The organism is Ruegeria sp. AH12, from assembly GCF_056541465.1.
Map to the genome: position 1 here is coordinate 247,141 of NZ_JBQFYL010000002.1, position 16,272 is coordinate 263,412.

The 16,272-nt window shown below is 57.2% G+C and carries 18 protein-coding genes; 5 read left to right on the plus strand and 13 right to left on the minus strand.

Features of this window, described 5'->3' with window-relative positions; genetic code table 11:
• Positions 1-38: 38 nt before the first annotated feature.
• Both ACR0EL_RS05300 and ACR0EL_RS05305 read left to right on the plus strand, forming a co-directional pair.
• Positions 39-359 carry an ArsR/SmtB family transcription factor gene (locus tag ACR0EL_RS05300; RefSeq protein WP_480498757.1) on the plus strand — a complete coding sequence of 107 codons (321 nt, stop codon included), beginning with the start codon at positions 39-41 and terminating at the stop codon, positions 357-359.
• Entirely contained in the window at positions 356-781 is a 426-nt protein-coding gene (locus ACR0EL_RS05305) for an SRPBCC family protein (protein ID WP_480498758.1), read from the plus strand. Before ACR0EL_RS05300 ends, ACR0EL_RS05305 begins: the two co-directional genes overlap by 4 nt.
• 399 nt (positions 782-1,180) lie before the next feature.
• Here ACR0EL_RS05305 and ACR0EL_RS05310 read toward each other — a convergent pair whose 3' ends face one another.
• The 6 genes from ACR0EL_RS05310 to ACR0EL_RS05335 all read right to left on the minus strand — a co-directional run bounded on the left by ACR0EL_RS05310 (position 1,181) and on the right by ACR0EL_RS05335 (position 5,828).
• Positions 1,181-2,347, minus strand: coding sequence for an adenylate/guanylate cyclase domain-containing protein (locus tag ACR0EL_RS05310; protein ID WP_480498759.1), 1,167 nt, complete (start codon positions 2,345-2,347; stop codon positions 1,181-1,183).
• 265 nt (positions 2,348-2,612) lie between these two features.
• Positions 2,613-2,918: a hypothetical protein gene (locus ACR0EL_RS05315; RefSeq protein ID WP_480498760.1), complete on the minus strand. Its 306-nt coding sequence runs from the start codon at positions 2,916-2,918 to the stop codon at positions 2,613-2,615.
• A 59-nt stretch (positions 2,919-2,977) separates the two neighbouring features.
• Positions 2,978-3,460: a transcription antitermination factor NusB gene (gene nusB, locus ACR0EL_RS05320; protein WP_480498761.1), complete on the minus strand. Its 483-nt coding sequence runs from the start codon at positions 3,458-3,460 to the stop codon at positions 2,978-2,980.
• The gene (locus tag ACR0EL_RS05325) at positions 3,457-4,008 is read right to left on the minus strand and encodes a 6,7-dimethyl-8-ribityllumazine synthase (RefSeq protein ID WP_480498762.1); all 552 of its coding nucleotides are present in this window, start codon (positions 4,006-4,008) and stop codon (positions 3,457-3,459) included. The genes nusB and ACR0EL_RS05325 overlap by 4 nt, the downstream gene beginning before the upstream one ends.
• A gap of 2 nt (positions 4,009-4,010) precedes the next feature.
• Positions 4,011-5,132: a 3,4-dihydroxy-2-butanone-4-phosphate synthase gene (ribB, locus tag ACR0EL_RS05330; protein WP_480498763.1), complete on the minus strand. Its 1,122-nt coding sequence runs from the start codon at positions 5,130-5,132 to the stop codon at positions 4,011-4,013.
• A 108-nt stretch (positions 5,133-5,240) separates the two neighbouring features.
• On the minus strand, positions 5,241-5,828 hold the full coding sequence (locus tag ACR0EL_RS05335) for a riboflavin synthase (protein ID WP_480498764.1): 588 nt from the start codon (positions 5,826-5,828) through the stop codon (positions 5,241-5,243).
• A gap of 162 nt (positions 5,829-5,990) precedes the next feature.
• Here ACR0EL_RS05335 and ACR0EL_RS05340 point away from each other — a divergent pair, with 162 nt between their 5' ends.
• From ACR0EL_RS05340 to ACR0EL_RS05350, 3 genes are all read left to right on the plus strand, one after another.
• Positions 5,991-7,289, plus strand: a complete 1,299-nt coding sequence (locus tag ACR0EL_RS05340) for a capsule biosynthesis protein (RefSeq protein ID WP_480498765.1) — start codon at positions 5,991-5,993, stop codon at positions 7,287-7,289.
• Positions 7,290-7,371: 82 nt separating this feature from the next.
• Positions 7,372-8,505, plus strand: coding sequence for a polysaccharide biosynthesis/export family protein (locus tag ACR0EL_RS05345; RefSeq protein WP_480498766.1), 1,134 nt, complete (start codon positions 7,372-7,374; stop codon positions 8,503-8,505).
• A 3-nt stretch (positions 8,506-8,508) separates the two neighbouring features.
• On the plus strand, positions 8,509-10,509 hold the full coding sequence (locus ACR0EL_RS05350; protein ID WP_480498767.1) for a capsular polysaccharide biosynthesis protein: 2,001 nt from the start codon (positions 8,509-8,511) through the stop codon (positions 10,507-10,509).
• 1 nt (position 10,510) lies between these two features.
• Here ACR0EL_RS05350 and ribD read toward each other — a convergent pair whose 3' ends face one another.
• The 7 genes from ribD to rpoD form a co-directional block, all read right to left on the minus strand.
• A complete protein-coding gene (gene ribD, locus ACR0EL_RS05355) occupies positions 10,511-11,611 on the minus strand; it encodes a bifunctional diaminohydroxyphosphoribosylaminopyrimidine deaminase/5-amino-6-(5-phosphoribosylamino)uracil reductase RibD (RefSeq protein ID WP_480498768.1) in 1,101 nt (366 codons plus the stop codon).
• Positions 11,608-12,078 carry a transcriptional regulator NrdR gene (gene nrdR, locus ACR0EL_RS05360; protein WP_050602693.1) on the minus strand — a complete coding sequence of 157 codons (471 nt, stop codon included), beginning with the start codon at positions 12,076-12,078 and terminating at the stop codon, positions 11,608-11,610. Before nrdR ends, ribD begins: the two co-directional genes overlap by 4 nt.
• A gap of 119 nt (positions 12,079-12,197) precedes the next feature.
• Positions 12,198-12,611 (minus strand): secondary thiamine-phosphate synthase enzyme YjbQ, encoded by a 414-nt coding sequence (locus ACR0EL_RS05365; protein WP_480498769.1) that lies wholly within the window; start codon positions 12,609-12,611, stop codon positions 12,198-12,200.
• A 20-nt stretch (positions 12,612-12,631) separates the two neighbouring features.
• Positions 12,632-13,030, minus strand: coding sequence for a hypothetical protein (locus tag ACR0EL_RS05370; RefSeq protein ID WP_480498770.1), 399 nt, complete (start codon positions 13,028-13,030; stop codon positions 12,632-12,634).
• A gap of 77 nt (positions 13,031-13,107) precedes the next feature.
• Complete coding sequence (locus tag ACR0EL_RS05375; protein WP_480498771.1) at positions 13,108-13,650, minus strand: DUF4166 domain-containing protein; 543 nt, start codon at positions 13,648-13,650, stop codon at positions 13,108-13,110.
• Between the two features lie 5 nt (positions 13,651-13,655).
• Entirely contained in the window at positions 13,656-14,093 is a 438-nt protein-coding gene (locus tag ACR0EL_RS05380; protein WP_480498772.1) for a thiol-disulfide oxidoreductase DCC family protein, read from the minus strand.
• A 150-nt stretch (positions 14,094-14,243) separates the two neighbouring features.
• Complete coding sequence (rpoD, locus tag ACR0EL_RS05385) at positions 14,244-16,232, minus strand: RNA polymerase sigma factor RpoD (RefSeq protein ID WP_480498773.1); 1,989 nt, start codon at positions 16,230-16,232, stop codon at positions 14,244-14,246.
• Between the last annotated feature and the right edge of the window lie 40 nt (positions 16,233-16,272).

Below are 16,272 nucleotides of genomic sequence, written 5' to 3' on the forward strand. Positions count from 1 at the left end.
TTAATACGATACCGAAAGGTACTATTTATGAGGCTACCATGGAGAACTTAACTCAAAACGCGTTTCGTGCGCTGGCCGATCCAACCCGTCGAGACATTGTCAAATTGCTGGCGTCTGAAGACATGACAATCGGTCAGCTGACCGACCGGTTCGACATGACCCGGGCCGCCGTCAAAAAGCACCTGACGGTCCTGTCCGATGGCGGCTTGATCACAGTGGAGACCCGCGGCCGGGAACGCATCAACCGAATAGAACCACAGGGCATGGCGCCTGTTTTGGACTGGTTCAGCTATTTTGACCAGTTCTGGGATGATCGCCTTAGCTCTCTTAAAGAAGCAATTGAAAGGAAAGACAAATGAGTAATGCTGTGTTGCAAAAATCCATTTTCCTGCGGGCCGAGCCGGACACGGTCTGGGCCTATCTGACCGAGCCCGAGCGGCTAGCCGAATGGTTTCACAAACCCGAACGCAAACTGGCCAAAGGCCAAAAGCTGGAGATGTTTGGAACCACCAGTGGCGATCTGCTGATCTGGGGTGAAGTCCGGGAAGCGCGCGCGCCAGAATATCTGGAATACACGTTCACCGTCAAACCGATGGGTGATGCTGTCAGCGTAGTCAAATGGACGTTGACACCCGTTGCGGGCGGCACACGGCTGAGCTTGCTACATGAAGGCCTGCCCCAAACCGCCGAGGCCTTTGGCCTGATCCTGGCGCTGGACAATGGCTGGGACGAGCATTTCGGCAAGATGCGCACCGCCCTGCACGAGCCGGTCGACGCCTGATCTGTCCACAAACCCCTTGTACGAACCCGCCCGACGCCCTAACTAAGCGCTTGGCGGGTTCTGCCCTTCTTGTGACTGGTAGCATTCTGGTGGCCTTAAGCAATTCCGAGGGGGCTGGCTCTGTTCAGGTCCTGGCCTGATTACCTGGCGCCCACCTGTACATACAGGTCCTCGGGAATCAAACCGCACGGTTGACTGGTGGTCCCGCCGCATCCTCAAGTTGGTTCAAAGTATCACCAACCTCGGTCTCTGTGCGCCTGGAGGTCATGCAGATCAAATAAGTCCGCCTGATAATCCAACTCTTCCAAATGCAATGCTGGCGTAGTGGACAAGTCTTCCAGCTGAACCTAAGCGCCCATTCCCTGGCTCCTAGGAACATTCATGCAAACTGGTTCAAAGCTATCCTTCGATGAGAGAAAACAATTCGATTGGATCAACAAGTCCGCGAACTTCGTGAAACCCACAAGGCAAAAACAGATTAGGCGACGCGCTAGCAATCGCTGATGTTACCAGCACTCTGTGGCCGATGGATTTGGTTAGACCTTCTATGCGACTGGCGACATTCACTGCGCCCCCGAGAACCGTGAAATCAAGTCTTCCAGGACTGCCGATATTGCCATAGCTGACTTGCCCAACGTTGATCCCGATCCCAACATCCAAAGACGGCTTTTGCGCCTCATCACGCCGACGGTTAAGGGTCGTCAAACCGGCCAATACACTTTGTGCGGCATGCGCAGCCTTTCGGCACCGGTCGTTGTAATCAGTTGGAGATGCGATGGTGAAGATGGAGAGAATCCCGTCACCCATAAACTTGAGAACATCGCCGCCGTTCTCTTCTACAGATTGCACAACCAGATCAAAGTAACCGCTCAGCGCGTCAAAGACATCTGCCTCGGGTGCGGCTTCTGAAAGGGCCGTGAAACCTCGCAAATCAGAAAACATGACGACTGCATCAACTGTCGTACGTTCGCCCCGCTTGATCCGCCCATTCCAAACCGCATCAGAGGGCCCATCACCAAGATAAGTTCGTAGCAGCCCCTTGGCTGACTTGCGCATTGTGACAGGTTCCAAAGCAGACGACAGAGCAGGCAGTGCTGCCTCAATCAATTCCAGATGTCGCGATGAAAAACCGTCGGGGTATTGCGTAACAAATGTACAGCCGTGCAAAGATCCATCGCCATAATACATCAAGGTGGCATAGTAGTCTGTGCCACCCAACCCAGCGAATTCAAGATACGATGAATGCTCGGTCTTTGAATCAAGTTGTCGCAGGCTTTTGTGAAGCGGTTTTCTGTGCTCCAGAATGTATTCAAATGAGCTGCCGACATACCCTTCTGTCAACATCGTTTCATGAGTTACGTCGTAGCTGTCGGTCCCGTCAGGCGTCCAAACGACCCCCCATGCTATGAGTAACGGATTGGCGAAACGCTGACCGATATTGACCCGCCAGAGCGGAACGCCTTCCTCAATCAAAGCCGAACAGAAATGAGAGACCACTTTCACGGGGTCGCCAGAGCGGCGTCCTTCGGTAATCATCCAGTCGGTTAGTTGTGCTACTGAGGCCATGTCCTCAAATTAGTCGCTTGGGCAAGATGATCAAAGCTCCTTCCTTTTAGCAGGTTATTCAAAGCGCGATATTGAAGGAGTATGTTCAAACCAAAGCCCCAGCTACGCCATTCTGAATATCCGCGATAGGCTAAGATCAACCGCATACAAACGTGACAGCGGCTGCATCTGCATTAAAGCAGCAATAGTCAACGTCGGTAAAACCATCTCGCGATATGCCAGAAAGCCAATGAGACGCTCGGGGTGATACAGCCTGGCATCAAAATTAGCGTGAAACACGCGCCTCTTGCTTGATCGCAACTGGATTCAAGTCTTGTAAAACCGGTTTGCCGCCGCGCGGACCTTTGGGTTTTTCGGCCATGCTCATGATCTTGTAGCCAAACTGAACCCCGGCAAAGACGATCCCGTTCATGAACCAGATCATCAGCAACGCGATCAGGCCGACATCCGAGCCGATCATCAGGCTGCGCAGATTGGCCACGTTGAAGACCAGCAGCACCCCGACAAACACCGCCGAGATGACAAATCCCCAGACAACCTGCGTGATATAGAGACGGATCAATTTAGGCATGGCAGATCTCCTTGCGCTATTGACCTGAGTCTAGCGCCTGTGAGGCTGCGGTAAAGGCGTCAGAACGCCTCGGGCTGGGCCTCGCGTGCCATGTGATCCAGCACGGCGTTGACGAATTTGGGCTCTTTGCCTTCCGGGAAGAAAGCGCGCGCCACGTCCACGAATTCAGTGATGACCACTTTGGGCGGCGTATCGCTTTGGGCCAGCTCGGCACCTGCCGCGCGGAACAGCGCCCGCAAGGTCGGGTCAATCCGAGCAATAGGCCATTTCGCAACCAAGGCACGGTCCGTCATCTGATCAATTGGCGCTTGATAGTTCACCGCATTGTCGACCAGCGACCGGAACAGGCTGATGTCGCCGTCCAGCATTTCCTCGCCCTGATAGACGGCACCAAACCGGTGATCCAGAAACTCATTCACGACAGCTTCGGTTGTCTGCCCCGATTGCTCCATCTGGAACAGCGCCTGCACGGCATAAAGCCGGGCGGCAGATCTCATCAGGCGTTTCTGGTTGGCCGGTTTCGGCGCGTCTGTCTGGGTCATGCTGTCGTGGGTCCGTTGCTGTCGCCCGCCACAAGGATGGACTCGGACGGCGGCTTGAAGCCCACGCCCTTTTTGGAAGAGCCCCACTTACGGCTGAGTGCGATCAGATGCAAGGCCGCAGCAGCCGCGCCGCCGCCTTTATTCATCTTTTCGGGGTTGGCACGGACCTCGGCCTGTTCGTCATTCTCGACCGTCAGGATACCGTTGCCGATCAGCAGGCCTTGAAGACCAATCAACTGAATGGCGCGGCTGGAGTCGTTGCAGACCGTTTCATAATGCGTGGTCTCGCCCCGAATGACGCAACCCAGCGCGACATAGCCGTCATAATTGCACTGGCGATCGGCCATGGCGATGGCCGTGGGTATTTCCAGCGCACCGGGAACCTCGACAACTTCGCAGGTCCCGCCAGCCGCTTCGATTTCGGCCTTAGCACCTGCGATCAGGTTGTCGGCGATGGCGCGGTAGAACGGGGCCGCCACGATCAGCAGTTTCACCGGCTTGTCAAATTTGGGTGTCGGCAAGATGCCATGTTCGTCTTGAGCAGCCATGATCAGTCTTCCTTCAGGATCGAGCGGGTGCCGACGATGGACAGGCCAAACGCGTCGAGCCCCAGATATACGGTTTCAGGTGAATCTGTCAGTAGAACCAATTCCTGAACGCCCAGCTTGGATAGGATCTGAGAACCGAGACCCGTTTGCTTGATGGTGCGTGGACCTTCATCCTCGACCGCATAGAGCGAGTTGCGCGGCTGGCGGAACAGGCAGACGACCCCCCGACCCTCTTCCGCAATCTTCTCCATCGCACGCGGCAATTCGCGCGAAGATTTGGGGCCGAGGCCCAGAATATCCGGTGCTTCATGCAGGGCGTGAGTGCGGGTCAGAACCGGCTCTGGCGTGGTGATGTCACCCTTGATCATGACGACATGCTCGATGCCGTGCAGCTGATCGGTGAACAGGCGCATTTCCCATTCGCCACCATATTCCGAAGTGACGGTCTCGCGTGAGGTTTCGACCACGAGGTTATCGTTGCGCGAGCGGTACGCAATCAGGTCACTGATCGTACCGATCTTCATGTCATGCTCTTTGGTGAATTCGACCAGATCCGGCAGACGCGCCATGGTTCCATCGGCCTTCATGATCTCACAGATCACACCCGACGGGTTCAACCCTGCCAGGCGCGAGATATCAACGGCAGCCTCGGTATGGCCTGCGCGCACCAGAACCCCACCCCGCTTGGCCCGCAGCGGGAAGATGTGGCCGGGGGTGGCGATATGGGCCATCGTATTCTGTTCGTTGATCGCGGTGGCCACGGTCAGCGCCCTGTCTGCGGCAGAGATACCCGTCGAAACGCCCTCGCGCGCTTCAATCGATACGGTGAAGGCGGTCTCGTGACGCGATGAATTGTTCACCGCCATCATCGGCAGGCCCAGATTGTCGATCCGTTCCGCCGTCATCGGCAGACAGATCAGCCCGCGCCCATGGGTGGCCATGAAGTTGATCGCGTCGGCATCGGCGAACTCAGCGGCAATCACCAAATCGCCTTCGTTTTCGCGATCCTCGTGATCGACCAGAATATACATCCGGCCTTTGCGCGCCTCTTCGATGATCTCTTCAATCGGGCTGATCGCGTCGCGCAGCTGGGCCTCGACCGGGCCCGGGGTTTCAAAGCTCATGGGGCAGCCTTTCACAAGAGCATTTCTGCAACGCGGGATAGACCACACCGCGCCCAAAGGCCAGAGCGCAAACGGCGTGCGTAGGTCAGGACGCGACGTATATTTGCCTCAGGACATCTCGGCCAGGCGCGCGACATAGCGGGCCAGCGTGTCGATCTCAAGGTTGACCTGATCCCCAACGGTGACGTCACCCCAGGTGGTTACTTCTTTGGTATGGGGGATAAAGTTGATGCCGAAATCGCACCCTTTGACATCGTTCACGGTCAAGGATGTACCGTTCAGCGCAACCGAGCCCTTGGGGGCAATGAAACGGGCCAATTCCTTGGGCGCACGCAGTGTCACCCGCGTGCTGTCGCCCTCATCCTGAACCGCAACGACTTCGGCGACACCGTCCACATGGCCTGAAACGATATGGCCACCCAGTTCGTCACCAACCTTCAGAGCGCGTTCTAGATTAACGCGTTTTCCAACCTTCCAACTGCCTAGATTTGTTTTTGACACCGTCTCGGCACTGACTTGCACGTCATACCAGTCATCGCCCAGAGCAATCACTGTCAGGCAGACACCGTCGCTGGCAATCGACGCACCGATATCAATGCCATCTGTCTCATAGGCTGTCTGAATGCGTGCCCGCAGATCGCCTTGCTGCTCTAACTCGGTAACGGTGCCGATATCCGTGACGATCCCCGTAAACATTCTGTTAACCCTCGATCCCTAACCTGATCCTAACTTCTCTGGCTGAGGTACGACCTTCACCGCGCGCGGGCAAGGACCGGCAGCTAAATTAAGGCACAAATGAGTAAAAAACTGAGGCAATCAGGCATAGTTTCGCCCAAAAGATTGGATAAGATGACGAGGATGACCCACTCCGCCACCCCATCAAGCGATCGCGTCTTTCTGTTCCTACAGGGGCCACATGGCCCATTCTTCAGCGCGCTTGGGCGTATGATGCAAGAGGCCGGCGCTCAGGTCTGGCGGGTCGGGTTCAATGCCGGGGATCGGGCGTTCTGGTCTGACACATCCACCTATATTCCGTTCCGCGACAAGCCAGAGCTTTGGCCCGAAACGCTGATCGATCTGATCATCCGCAAGCACGTAACCGATATCGTTCTATACGGTGACACACGCCCGGTTCATGCCCGTGCTGTTGAAATCGCGCGATCCCGCGGCATAACGATCCATGTCTTCGAGGAAGGGTATCTGCGACCCTGGTGGGTGACTTATGAGCGTTGGGGGTCCAACGGAAACTCTCAACTGATGTCACTGGATGTCACCGATATGCATCAGGCGCTCGAGCAGTCTGATACGGCATCTCCGCCTCCGCCCTCGCATTGGGGGGATATGCGCCAGCACATCTTTTATGGCGCGCTGTACCATTGGTTCGTTCTGTTTATGAACCGCGGCTACCGCAACTTCCGCCCGCATCGCGATCTTTCGGTCGCGAAGGAATTCAAACTGTATTTCAAGCGCTTGGCCCTGATGCCGTTTCACCGACTCCAGCGCGGCTGGTCCACTTTGCGGGTACGCCGCGGCGCGTTCCCATACCATTTGGTACTGCTTCAACTGGGTCACGACAGCTCGGTCCAATCGCATTCCGACTACAACAGTATGAGCGCGTTTCTGGAACAGATGGTCGAAGGTTTCGCCAAGGGCGCACCGGGCCATCACCGGTTGGTGATCAAAGAACACCCGCTGGAAAACCACCGCGAACCGCTGCGCCGCCAGGTTCGCGACCTGTGCCGCAAGTACGGGATCGAAGGGCGTGTTCATTATGTCCCCGGTGGCAAACTGGCCAAATTGCTGGATGAGGCGAACTCGGCTGTCACCATCAATTCAACCGCAGGTCAGCAGGTACTGTGGCGGGGCATTCCGCTGCGGATTTTCGGCAAATCAGTGTACGGTAAGCCCGAATTTGTCTCTCAGCAGCCGATTGAAGAGTTTTTTGCCGACCCCGAAATGCCGGATGCAAAAGCCTATCGCATCTACCGTCAGTTCCTTCTTGAAACCAGCCAAGTTCCCGGCGGATTCTATTCGCGACGGGGACGCCGGCAATTGCTGCGACGCGCGGCAGATATGGTCCTGCGTGCTCATGACCCCTATCAGGCGGTGTTGAAAAACAACGAGGCACGCACGCCACAGTTGCGACTTGTCGAATGAAATAAGGCATCCTCTGCTGGATGTTGCTGCCCAATCGGGGTAGTTTGCCCCCAACAAAAAAGAAGTTTGAGGATCAGAGGCAGTGCAGCGCTTTCCTACCCGAGCACGACGGGGAGTTACCCTTTTGGCTCTTTGCGGCCTGATTGCCGCGTGCCAGCTTCCCAAATCCGGACCGAATAAATCAGAGATTTTGGCCGGATCGGTCGAAAACGGTGGTAACGCCTTCGTGGTCGAAGTGGATGACCGCGTCACCAAAGCCACGTCCAGCATCCCGCAATTTGGGTTTTCCTCATCCTTCCGCAGCGCATCGAGTGTCGCGGCAGATACCGTGCGCCCCGGTGACGTTCTGGGCCTGACGGTTTGGGAAAACGTGGATGATGGCTTGCTGTCGGGCGAAACCGGTGCCGCCACCGCCTTGGAAGAGGTTCAGGTCGACAGTGACGGGTTCATTTTCGTCCCTTATGCCGGGCGCTTACGCGCGGCGGGCAATACGCCCGAACAATTGCGTGTGCTGATCACAAACGAGCTGAAAGAACAGACCCCTGATCCACAAGTCGAAGTGCGCCGCGTTGCCGGTGACGGTTCGACGGTTTCGCTGACTGGCACAATCGGCGCGCCCGGTATTTACCCGATCGAACGTCCGACTCGCACCTTGCTGGGTATGTTGTCCCAGGCGGGGGGAGTAGCCGTTGGATCGGACATCGCACTGGTGACCCTGATCCGAGGAGACCAGAAAGGCACTGTTTGGTACGAAGACCTGTTCAAAAATCCCAATCTGGATGTCGCCCTGCGCGGTGGTGACCGCATCCTGGTTGAGGCTGACAGCCGCTCTTACATCGCGCTGGGTGCGACGGGTGGGCAATCGCGGATTGCGTTTGACAGTCAGGATCTATCGGCGCTGGAAGCGCTGGCGCAGGTGGGTGGTTTGCAAGGTCTCTCTTCCGACCCGACAGGGATTTTCATCCTTCGGAAAGAAGGTCAGGACATCGCCCGCAGCGTAACAGGTCGTGCGGAATTGCAAGGGGATCAGCGCATGATCTACCTGCTGAATCTAACCGCACCCAACGGTTTGTTCATCGCCCGTGACTTTGTCATCCGCGATGATGACACGATCTATGTGACCGAAGCCCCCTATGCACAGTGGAGCAAGTCGATCTCGCTCATCGCGGGTGGCCTGACCCCGGTCGCAAACGTCGCTACACTGACCGGAAACTAACCCGTGTATCCAGAAACGGACACCGCAGCCGGGGCAAATCGCACCCGGCTGTTTGTGTATAATGGGGGATTTCTGACCAACCGTCGCATACGGCGCATCCTGTCGCTTGCCGACTATGACATTCGCCTGGGCCTGCCCAAACAGGGCGATACCGTTGGGGTCTGGGGCAACAGCCCAACCGCCCATCGCGGCCTGAGCATGGCCGAAAAATACGGCACCCCGATCCTGAGGGTCGAAGACGCGTTTCTACGCTCTCTCCATCCCGGGCGCGCGGGCGAGGCACCTTTGGGGTTACTACTGGATCAAACCGGCCTGCATTTCGACCCGTCCGCCCCATCGGACCTTGAAACGCTGCTGACGACACATCCGCTGGACGATACGGCGCTGCTAAACCGCGCACGCGGTGCTATTGCGCGGATAAAGGACCTGCATCTCAGCAAGTACTCGGCTTTTGACACTGAGATCGCGGCGCCTGATCCCGGATATGTTCTGGTCGTTGATCAAACGCAGGGTGATGCCGCCGTTACGGCGAGCGGAGGCGACTATGCCCGGTTCCGCGAAATGCTGGTGATCGCGCAGGAGGAGAACCCGGGCGCGCGCATCCTGATCAAGGCCCATCCTGAGACCCAAGCGGGCCATCGTCCGGGATACTTCAGCGATCAGGACCTCTCCGATCGTGTCTCGTTCTTGCACGATGCGCACAGCCCGTGGACTCTGTTGGATGGTGCGGTTGGGGTTTACACGCTGTCCTCGCAACTCGGGTTCGAGGCAATCCTGGCCGGTCACAAACCCCGCGTTTTCGGGCAGCCCTTTTATGCCGGCTGGGGTTTGACCCAGGATGAGGTGCCGATCCCGCGCCGATCCCGGAACCTAACGCGCGCGCAACTATTTGCAGCGGCCATGCTGCTGTATCCCAAGTGGTACGACCTTTATCGGGATAGGTTGTGCGAGTTGGAAACTGTTCTGGACACGCTGGAGGCCACGACCCGCGCCTGGCGTCAGGATCGGTTTGGCTGGACAGCTTCGGGCATGCGGCTTTGGAAGCGCAAGCATTTGCAGCAGATGTTCGGCAGACATCGCAAGCTTCAATTCAAAACCACTATGCCCACCGCCCCTGATCGACCGCATATGGTCTGGGCCAGTCAATCGCGAGATGCCGAAGGGGTCATTCGTGTCGAAGACGGTTTTCTGCGTTCACGCGGGTTGGGCGCAGAGCTGATCCCCCCCCTGTCGCTGGTGACCGATGATCTGGGAATTTACTATGACCCCACGCGTCCGAGCCGTTTGGAAGAACTGATTGCCCAACGCGAGACATTACGCCCGGATCAGGAGCTGCGAGCAGAGCATTTGGTGGCGCAGTTGCTCTCGGGTGGTCTCAGCAAATACAACATCGGACAACCTGTTCCGACTTTGCCCGAGGGGTATCGCATTCTGGTGCCTGGACAGGTGGAGGATGACGCCTCAATCCTATTGGGCACCAGCAACATTCGCACCAATCTTGAACTGCTGCGCGCCGCGAGGGAGGCGCACCCGGACGCTGTGTTAATCTACAAACCCCACCCAGATGTTCAGGCGGGGCTGCGAGAGGGAAGGATCGAAGCTGAAGGTCTGGCCGATCTGGTTCTGGACGATTGCGATCCGGCCTCGCTGCTGCCACATGTGCAAGAGGTCTGGACCATGACCTCGTTGATTGGGTTCGAGGCCCTGCTGCGTGGGGTCAAGGTCACGACCTTGGGTGCACCGTTTTATGCTGGATGGGGTCTGACCCATGATTTGGGCACAGTTCCTGCGCGTCGCGGTGCGCGGCCACCGTTGATGGGGCTGGTCCACGCCACACTCATCGATTATCCGCGCTATATGGACCCGCTGACAGGTGAACCCTGCCCCGTCGAAGTCGCGGTTGAACGTCTGGCAAACGGAGTACCGGCAAAAACAGGTCCACTTAACCGGCTGCTGTCAAAGCTGCAGGGTGTTTTTGCCACGCATGCGCGCTTGTGGCGCTGAGTCACTGTGTGGATCGTTGCCAGCGGTGCAGGATATCCGGACCAATCCTGCGCGTTTCGATCAGTTCAAACCGTGGCGCGGCCTCAAGTGTCTCAAGACCCAATCGGCCGACCGCAGCAAGCCCTTCGGCGCCGATGGTCAGACCAGCTGTGAAACCGACCAGTTCATCCACCATATCCGCCTCAAGCAGTGATGCGGCAAGGGCCGCACCGCCCTCGCAGAACACCCGCGTTAGACCGGCCTGACCCAACTGCTGTAACAAATCTGTGGCATCGATATGGTGATCCCGCAGCGCGCAAGGGATCAGCCGAGCGCCAAGCCCTTCCCACGTGCGAGCGCGATCCGGATCGGGGCTTGGGCCATGGCATATCCAGACGGGAATATCCTTAGCCGTGCGTGCCAATTGGCCCATCAGAGGTAAATCCAGATGTCGCGATACGACAATCCGTGCAGGCTGATGTAAGACGCCCAAATCCCGCACGGTCAGCGAGGGGTCATCCGCACGCGCCGTCCCTGCGCCAACCATCACCGCATCATGGCGCGCGCGCATTGCGTGCACAGCGCGGCGGGCGGTTGGGCCCGTGATCCACTGGCTATGACCGGTTTGCGTTGCAATCCGCCCATCAAAACTGCTGGCCAGTTTCAGGGTGACAAAGGGACGGCTCTGTTCCGTTTTCAGAAAAAAACCGGCCAAATCCTGCGCGGCCTGATCGGCCAGAACACCTATATCGACCTCGATCCCGGCCTCACGCAGCATCGCGAAACCCTGCCCAGACACACGCGGATCGCTGTCCTCAAGCGCGGCCACGACACGCGACACCCCGGCCTCGATCAAAGCGGTCGCGCAGGGGGGGGTTTTGCCATGATGGGAACAAGGTTCCAGCGTCACATAGGCCGTGGCGCCTTTGGCGGCCGATCCGGCCTGCGCCAATGCAACAGGTTCGGCGTGTGGACGCCCGCCCGGTTGGGTCCAGCCCCGCCCAACAATGCGCCCTTCGCGCACGATAACGCACCCGACAGCCGGGTTGGGCCAGCATGACCCCTGGCCGCGCTGCCCCAGTGACAAGGCCAGCGCCATAAATCGCTTATCCGTTTCGCTCACTCGTCCGTCGGAGGTTGCGGCGGGCGCAACTCGTGGACAAACTCCTCGAAATCATCGGCCGCCTGGAAATTCTTGTACACGCTTGCAAAGCGAACATAGGCAACGGTGTCGATCCGCGCCAGAGCTTCCATGACGATCTCGCCGATTTTGTTGGATGGAATATCAGTGTCGCCCATACTTTCCAGCCGGCGTACGATGCCCGAGATCATCTGATCGATCCGTTCAGGATCAACGGGTCGTTTCTGCATCGAGATACGGATCGAACGCTCCAGCTTGTCGCGGTCGAAATCTTCGCGCTTTCCGTTGGTCTTGATCACCACAAGATCGCGCAGTTGCACGCGTTCGTAGGTGGTAAACCGGCCCCCGCAGGCCGGGCAAAACCGGCGTCGGCGGATCGCGACGTGATCCTCTGCCGGGCGTGAATCTTTCACCTGAGTGTCGATATTTCCGCAAAACGGGCAGCGCATCCGCCGTCTCCTCGTCCCTTGTTCGGCCTCTTTTGTAAGCACTTCGGCTTACTTATCCACAACTATAGGGCAGCCGCTAGGATTTGGGTAGTCGGAATTTTCAACCCCTAGATAAAGGGTTACCCAAGATGCGCTGCGACCAAGCGACGATGCGGTGCAGAGCGGTGTTCGAACAAGTAAATCCCCTGCCATGTCCCAAGACACATGCGACCCGCTGAGACCGGGATCGACAATGAGACGAGCATAAGTGCGGATTTGATATGCGCGGGCATGTCATCTGGCCCTTCATAAGTATGGCGCAGATAGGACATCGCCGGATGATCCGATGGTGGCACCAGCCTTTCGAAAAAAGCTTTCAGATCGGTCTGAACCTCGGGGTCAGCGTTTTCCTGTATCAGCAGCGAACATGAAGTATGGCGCACGAACAGTGTCAGAACGCCATCCTTCAAAGATGGGCCAAGCCAGCGATGCACATCATTGGTGAATTCATAAAGCCCTGATCCTTGGGTTTGGATCTTGAATTCAGTCTGCATCTCTTCTGGTTCCCGCCTTACTATCTAAAGAACGGGCGGATATCGCATTTCGCATTTGCCCCTTGGACGGACATGCTGGAACCTGCTGCAAAGCTTGATAAGACAAAACTGGGTTGTACTGGGGTCTCTGACGGCTCTTTGATCGTAAACTGAACGGCTGTCTTGCGCCCTGTCGTTACGCTGGGGCCATACCCGCGCAGAACATAGATGCGGTCTTGCCAGCCCAAGCCCAGTTTTCGGCGCGCGAAATCCGCCGCCGCGCACCAATAACCGTCTGTGAATTGCTGAGCGCGCGGAATGACTTCGAAATCGGTGCTATTGATCGGCTCAGTCCGATACCCGTTCGGCGCCGCACTTGTCTGTGCCGCCAAGCCAAGGGTCGCAGCCACCGATAGTGCAAATAAGATCGTCTGTTTCATCGTTTTATCTTTTCGTTGTTGCCTATGGGCTTAAGATAGGCCCCGGTGGGCCAATAGCTGCTGGGTTCACGATCAATTTAGTTGATTTCATCTGCGTCGTGAACAGGCGTCAGCCAGCCGTGATAGCGGATCAGCAGCCCAAGAAACGGGGCCTCAGCGGACACATCAAAGACGTACCTTCCCCGATCATCCTGCATCTCGAACGTCGACGAGCGCGGCAAAAGAATGGTCGGTATAGGCAGCCTTAACAAAGTCAAACGTTGGATGTCGATCTGCAACTTGTCCTCTACAATCAAAGGTTTCAGCCAGATGGACACAAGGCCGAACCTCTCTCGCAGGCACCCCGTCTTAGGGTCGTAGCACAGGCGAGAGCGCGTGACATGGCCCGCAAAATCGCGAATCCAAAGCCAATATTGGCCATCACGTACCACCGTCACCCGAACCGGTACGTCATGCCCGGCCCGAGGAAACCCGGCAAGGTTCAGCAAAATGCCCACTAAACGCCCCTGCCCCGGCAGGATATCACAGCGCCCTTCGTAAACGCCCGGGTCACTGTGCAAGGTCCGCATCGCCTGCGGCAGGTCTGATTGCGGCGGCAACGCCTGCAGAAACGGGTCCATTCGCGTCAGAACCCCTGCGCCGCAAAACGCGACCGAACCTCTGCATCCGGGATCATGCAGATGTCTGCCCGTCCAAAGATGGCATAGCGATTGCGCGCGATGGCGTGATAGAGCGGGTCTTTGACGAAGCGCGGCCAGTAACGGCAGAGCGACAGGGCGCGCCAAGGGACCGATAGCTGCGCCATCGCCGCGGCAAACGCATCCAGGTGCTGATGCACCCTCTGGTTCACGATCACCAGATTGGTCTCGAAATCCTGTGTCGGCAGATCAAGCTGTCGGTACAGCCTTTGCCCCAAGGGTGATTGCGCTGTCGCAAACTGAAATACCTGCGCCCGGTCGTGCCGCAGCATGAACCGAAAGAAACTGGAACACAAAACGCATTCCCCATCGAAGACGATCAGGTTTCCAACATCCCATTCATTTGAAATTCCAGAGCCTTGCATAGGATGGTTTCTTTCAGTCGGACCCAGCAAAGCAAAGGTGTCATGCATCCTGGCGGTGGGCAATGCGACACGAAAGAACGACGGAAGTTTCCGCCCGGACGCAACTGCCGGATAGAGAAAAAAGGCGCCGTGTGCTCGGCGCCTTTGACTTTATTGATCCAGGAAAGATCGCAGTTTTCGCGACCGGCTGGGATGTTTCAGTTTCCGCAGCGCCTTCGCCTCGATCTGACGGATACGTTCGCGCGTAACGCTGAACTGCTGGCCCACCTCTTCCAGTGTGTGGTCCGTGTTCATCCCGATACCAAAGCGCATCCGCAGAACGCGTTCTTCACGCGGGGTGAGCGAGGCCAGAACCCGAGTAGTCGTTTCCTTGAGGTTTTCCTGAATGGCGCTGTCCAGTGGCAGCACGGCATTCTTGTCCTCGATGAAATCGCCCAACTGGCTGTCTTCCTCGTCGCCAATCGGCGTTTCGAGTGAGATCGGCTCTTTGGCGATTTTCATCACCTTGCGCACTTTCTCAAGCGGCATCTGCAGCTTCTCGGCCAGTTCTTCCGGCGTCGGCTCACGGCCGATCTCGTGCAGCATCTGGCGACCGGTCCGAACCAGCTTGTTGATCGTCTCGATCATGTGAACCGGAATACGGATGGTCCGCGCCTGATCGGCGATGGAGCGTGTGATCGCCTGACGAATCCACCATGTCGCATAGGTCGAGAACTTATAGCCCCGGCGGTATTCGAACTTGTCCACCGCTTTCATCAGGCCAATGTTACCTTCCTGAATAAGATCAAGGAATTGCAGGCCGCGGTTCGTGTACTTTTTGGCAATCGAGATGACCAAACGCAGGTTGGCTTCGACCATTTCCTTCTTGGCCTGCCGCGCCTCTTTCTCGCCCTTCTGAACCTGCTGCACGATGCGGCGGAATTCAGAGATGTCCAGACCGACATACTGACCAACCTGGGCCATATCGTTGCGCAGTTCTTCAACCTTGTCAGTCGAGCGTTCGATGAACATCTGCCAACCCCGACCCGGCTTTTCGGCCATATCGGTCAGCCAATTCGGATCCAGTTCACGCCCACGATAGGCGTCGATGAACTCACGACGGTTGATCCGGGCCTGGTCGGCCAGTTTCACCATCGAGCTGTCTAGCGACATGACGCGGCGGTTGATGCCATAAAGCTGGTCAATCAGCGCTTCGATCCGGTTGTTGTGCAGGTGAAGACCGTTCACCAGCTCAACAATCTCGGCGCGCAGCTTTTGATAGGTCTCTTCGTCCTTGGCACTAAACGTGCCGTCTTCGTTCAGAGTGGCCGAAATCCGGCTATCCTGCATCTCACTCAGCTGAGCGAAATCGGTCGAAATCCGCTCTAATGTGGTCAGAACCTGATCCTTGAGCGCGGCTTCCATCGCGGCCAGCGACATGTTGGCCTGATCGTCATCGTCATCGTCATCGTCACTGGCGATGGGGTTGCCATCCGCATCCAGTTCCGGGCCAGTATCTTCTTTTGGCTTGGAAGCCTGTACCGCAGAGGTATCAACGACGGGTTCCTCAACGTCGCCGTCCTCGTCCATCTGGTTGCCAAAGGTGGTTTCCAGATCGATGACATCACGCAGCAAAATGTCTTCAGACAAAAGTTCGTCATGCCAGATTGTGATCGCCTGGAAGGTCAGAGGGCTTTCGCACAGACCCGCGATCATGGTGTTCCGACCGGCCTCGATCCGCTTGGCGATGGCAATCTCGCCCTCGCGGCTCAGCAACTCGACGCTGCCCATCTCGCGCAAGTACATGCGCACGGGGTCGTCGGTACGGTCCAGCTTTTCGGTGGCAGCACCGGCCAGCGCGACCTCACGGTTGCTTTCCGTGGTGGTCAGTTCGGTCGAGCCTTTGTTTTCTTCTTCCTCGGCCTCTTCATCTTCGATGATGTTGATGCCCATCTCGGACAGCATCGACATCACGTCTTCGATCTGTTCCGAGCTGACCTGATCAGGCGGCAGAACCTGATTGAGCTGGTCGTAGGTGATGTAACCTTTCTCGCGGGCCTCGGCGATCATCTTCTTGACCTGGGCCTGGCTCATGTCCAGCGAGATTTCCTGTTCCTGCTCGTCGGATTTGCGGTCTTCGTTCGTATCCTTGGCGGCCATTCAATGCTCCTGCAGGGATGGGTGATTCGTTTGCACCGAA

What these genes read in the sequence shown, in the direction of transcription:
- ACR0EL_RS05300 (WP_480498757.1), top strand. Translation starts at nt 39, where the DNA reads ATGGAGAACTTAACTCAAAACGCGTTTCGTGCGCTGGCCGATCCAACC.
- ACR0EL_RS05305 (WP_480498758.1), top strand. Translation starts at nt 356, where the DNA reads ATGAGTAATGCTGTGTTGCAAAAATCCATTTTCCTGCGGGCCGAGCCG.
- ACR0EL_RS05310 (WP_480498759.1), bottom strand. Translation starts at nt 2,347, where the DNA reads ATGGCCTCAGTAGCACAACTAACCGACTGGATGATTACCGAAGGACGC.
- ACR0EL_RS05315 (WP_480498760.1), bottom strand. Translation starts at nt 2,918, where the DNA reads ATGCCTAAATTGATCCGTCTCTATATCACGCAGGTTGTCTGGGGATTT.
- nusB (WP_480498761.1), bottom strand. Translation starts at nt 3,460, where the DNA reads ATGACCCAGACAGACGCGCCGAAACCGGCCAACCAGAAACGCCTGATG.
- ACR0EL_RS05325 (WP_480498762.1), bottom strand. Translation starts at nt 4,008, where the DNA reads ATGGCTGCTCAAGACGAACATGGCATCTTGCCGACACCCAAATTTGAC.
- ribB (WP_480498763.1), bottom strand. Translation starts at nt 5,132, where the DNA reads ATGAGCTTTGAAACCCCGGGCCCGGTCGAGGCCCAGCTGCGCGACGCG.
- ACR0EL_RS05335 (WP_480498764.1), bottom strand. Translation starts at nt 5,828, where the DNA reads ATGTTTACGGGGATCGTCACGGATATCGGCACCGTTACCGAGTTAGAG.
- ACR0EL_RS05340 (WP_480498765.1), top strand. Translation starts at nt 5,991, where the DNA reads ATGACCCACTCCGCCACCCCATCAAGCGATCGCGTCTTTCTGTTCCTA.
- nrdR (WP_050602693.1), bottom strand. Translation starts at nt 12,078, where the DNA reads ATGCGCTGCCCGTTTTGCGGAAATATCGACACTCAGGTGAAAGATTCA.
- ACR0EL_RS05365 (WP_480498769.1), bottom strand. Translation starts at nt 12,611, where the DNA reads ATGCAGACTGAATTCAAGATCCAAACCCAAGGATCAGGGCTTTATGAA.
- ACR0EL_RS05370 (WP_480498770.1), bottom strand. Translation starts at nt 13,030, where the DNA reads ATGAAACAGACGATCTTATTTGCACTATCGGTGGCTGCGACCCTTGGC.
- ACR0EL_RS05375 (WP_480498771.1), bottom strand. Translation starts at nt 13,650, where the DNA reads ATGGACCCGTTTCTGCAGGCGTTGCCGCCGCAATCAGACCTGCCGCAG.
- ACR0EL_RS05380 (WP_480498772.1), bottom strand. Translation starts at nt 14,093, where the DNA reads ATGCAAGGCTCTGGAATTTCAAATGAATGGGATGTTGGAAACCTGATC.
- rpoD (WP_480498773.1), bottom strand. Translation starts at nt 16,232, where the DNA reads ATGGCCGCCAAGGATACGAACGAAGACCGCAAATCCGACGAGCAGGAA.